The sequence below is a fragment of the uncultured Methanobrevibacter sp. genome, from assembly GCF_937898925.1.
In the GTDB taxonomy this organism is placed as follows: domain Archaea; phylum Methanobacteriota; class Methanobacteria; order Methanobacteriales; family Methanobacteriaceae; genus Methanobrevibacter.
The window spans coordinates 1-3435 of the sequence record NZ_CALDKF010000043.1 but is presented as its reverse complement, the minus strand read 5'-3'; the positions used below and the strand labels follow the sequence as shown (position 1 = coordinate 3435).

Below are 3435 nucleotides of genomic sequence, written 5' to 3'. Positions count from 1 at the left end.
TAATTTTTTTATTTTTTTAATATTTTAAATTATTTTATTATGTTATTTTTTTATATAATTCCAAAGGAGATATCATGTCTAATATTAATATTATTGAAGGAGGAATATGTGCTGTCGAAGGTGTAAGGGCAGCAGGTAGCCGTGAAGGTAAATACGGCCTTACAGTTATTGAATCAAAGGATAGTGCTGCTTCTGCAGTTTTCACATCAAACAAGGTTGTGGCTGCACCTATCATTCATACCAAGGAAATGATAAAAGGGGGAAAAATATCATTGGTTGTTGTAAACAGTGGAAATGCAAACTGCTTTACAGGTCAAGACGGAATAGCGGATTGTGAAAAGACCATTGAATTCGCATCTAAAATTACAAACATTCCATCAAGTGAAATAGCTACTGCATCAACTGGTGTAATAGGCAGAAAAATGCCTATGGACATTATTTTGCCTTTGGTTGAAGAGTCAATTTCCAAGTTGGAACACAGTGCAGAAAGCTCAACAGATGCTGCAAAGTCCATAATGACCACTGACACTTATCATAAGGAGTTTGCTGTAGAGACTGAAATTGGTGGCGAAAAGGTAAGAATCGGTGGAATTACCAAAGGTGTGGGAATGATTGCACCTAATATGGGGACCATGCTATGTTTCTTGGCAACTGATGCTGTAATGTCCTCTGAAATGATAAATAAGGCATTGAAATCTGCTGTAAACAGAAGCTTCAACATGATTGTCGTTGATGGAGACCAAAGTACAAATGACACTGCAATATTGATGGCTAATGGAAAGTCTGGTGTTGAAGTTGCTAAAGATGGCAAAATCAATGAGGACTTCCAGGAAGCTTTGGATTTCATCTGCATAAGCTTAGCTAAAATGATGGCTCGTGACGGTGAAGGGGCAACCAAGTTCATTGAATGCAAGGTCAATGGCGCTAAGGATGAAAATGATGCGATATTGGCTTCAAAATCTGTAATCAGTTCTTCACTTGTAAAATCAGCCATCTTTGGTGGAGACCCTAACTGGGGAAGAATCGTAGCTGCTGTAGGATACTCTGGCTGTGAAATGAATCAGGACATGATTTCCGTTTCTGTAAATTCAGATGATGGCAAGGAAGCCATTCTAGTTGATAAGGGCAAAATCCTTGCATTTGATGGAACAGATGAGCTCAATTCAGCAGAAGAGATTATGAAGGAAAAGACAGTGAACATAGTTGTTGATTTGTATCAAGGCGATGCAAGTGCAACCGCTTGGGGTTGCGACTTAACCTATGATTATGTAAAGATCAATGCTGAGTATACAACTTAAGCTTTTTCTATTTTCACTTTTCTATTTTTATTCTTTTTTTAAATTTTTCCTATTTTTCCATTATTTTTTAATTATTTTTCAAATTTCATTATAATTTTTTCAAATATCATATATTCTATTCTTAAATCTCATTTATGGGATTTTTAGCAATATTTTACTAATTTTTAGGGGTAAAGTTTATATGTATTGAAAATAAATATTTTATTAAGTTTTATTATTAAAGCTATTTTTATAAAGAATTTTCTCATATTTTCAATATGAAAAATTTATTTTTATTTACTTTAGATTAATCTTATGATAATCTTGTCATCAAAATTAAAGGAGGATATATAATGGCAAAAGTAAAAGGTACCAACAAGAGAACCAGACCTAAAAGATCTTACAAAAAGCCTGGTAGTAAAAAAGGTAGAGGAGTAAGACAAACTTGGAAAAAATAATTTTCCAACTTGCTTTTTCTAGCTTTTAATTTTTATATTTATCAATTTATATCAAAATATCAAATTTATTTACAAAGTTTATTTCTATAAAAAAGGGAATTATTCCTTTTAAAATGTTTTTATAAGGTTTTGAGATTTTAATTAAATGAATTATTTTTGGTGTTTATATGGCTGATGAAGACAATGCACAAAAGAAAAAATCAAGAAAACCTTCTAAAAAATTACTCTATTTTTTAATCATTCTTATTGTCATATTAGCAGAGGGTTTCGTTCTTTGCTATGATTATGCAACTAATGAAGACAGTTTCCTAAAGGAGCTTTCAGAAGATTATCCTGTTTTAGATGGGGTTTTGAAGTATATTCCAACTGACTTGTTTAGTTCATTTACAGAAGGTTCTGCAGACAAGCCAGTTAAGGAAATAGGCAAGAACAGCATAGGAACCGTAACTGTAGAAGGGCCTTATGGAAATGTAAATTCATCTGTTAAGGTTGCATACATCTTAGGACAGCATCCACGTGAATCCAATGCGCATGACGCTATATATAACAGTCTTATGAACAATTCCGATTACTTGAACTATTCATATTACATTTATAGGATTAATGTAACTGCAGAAAGCGATGATTTCGAAGAAAGCAGAATGAATGGACAATTGCTTGCACAAGATTATGTAGTCAGTGATGTAATCAAAAACGATTACGATTTAGCCATTGACATTCACTCATCAAATGGTGGATATGTGCAGGATCCTTATATTTTCGCTCCTCGTTCAAATGATACTATAGCTTATGATGCAGCGAATAATGTGACAAAGGCATTAACTTATGTGATTTATTATGAACCTGCAAGCTATTCAAGTCCACAGTACTCTACAATTCCTATAGATGATGGTGGAGTTCCAGCTATTGTATTTGAAATGCGTGGAAACCCAGATCACAGTTTGGAAACAGAAGCGAATCAGTTTATTCATGTTGTGGATAAATTGATTTTATAACTTTCTTATTTTTATTTTATTAATTTTTCAAACTTTTTGGCATTGTTTAATAGTAATAGTATACTTAATTTATTTAATTTTTTCATAACTTTTATATATAACTTATTTACTAAATATATATTATATGTAACGGGGTTTAATCTAGTGAAGGTTAAGCTTTTTTTATGTTATTGGAATATAACAAATTTCTAATAAATTTTTATTATGATTTAAAGATGTGATTCATTTTATCTAAAAATCATGATATTTGATTTTTTTAGATTAAGATGAGCATATTTTTTCTCTAAAAGTTACATATGATGAAATTTTTGGAGTGTTTTTCATCTAAATAAATTGTAACTTGATTTATTTTTTTGGAAGATATTTCATAGTGAAAAAATTATGGTGAATTAAATATGGATAAGTTGAAAACTCGTGTTTTATTTGTCGCATTGATTATTTTAGCATTAGTGTCTGTAAGTGCTGTTGCAGCTGCAGATGTTGATGATGTAGTCAGTGCAGAACAAGAGGATATTGATTTATCCGAAGAGACAGTCAGTGATGTTCAAAGTGCTCAAGAAACAGAGGTATTAACAGATGATGAACCGGCTCAAAATCCTGATGGAAGTAGTTATATTACATATAAAGTAGTGAGTGGAGACTCTTTATATAGTATTGCTAAGAGATATAATACTACTGTAAATGAAATAAAGAGTTTAAATAATT

3 protein-coding genes are annotated in these 3435 nt (G+C 31.4%); all 3 read left to right on the top strand.

Going from position 1 to position 3435, the window contains the following annotated elements:
- Window positions 1-74 precede the first annotated feature (74 nt).
- Window positions 75-1298 (top strand): bifunctional ornithine acetyltransferase/N-acetylglutamate synthase, encoded by a 1224-nt coding sequence (argJ, locus tag Q0409_RS03510; protein WP_298535119.1) that lies wholly within the window; start codon window positions 75-77, stop codon window positions 1296-1298.
- A gap of 604 nt (window positions 1299-1902) precedes the next feature.
- Window positions 1903-2730 carry a hypothetical protein gene (locus tag Q0409_RS03505; RefSeq protein ID WP_298535117.1) on the top strand — a complete coding sequence of 276 codons (828 nt, stop codon included), beginning with the start codon at window positions 1903-1905 and terminating at the stop codon, window positions 2728-2730.
- Window positions 2731-3125: 395 nt separating this feature from the next.
- A partial coding sequence (locus tag Q0409_RS03500) for a LysM peptidoglycan-binding domain-containing protein (RefSeq protein WP_298535114.1) occupies window positions 3126-3435 on the top strand: 310 nt, incomplete at its 3' end.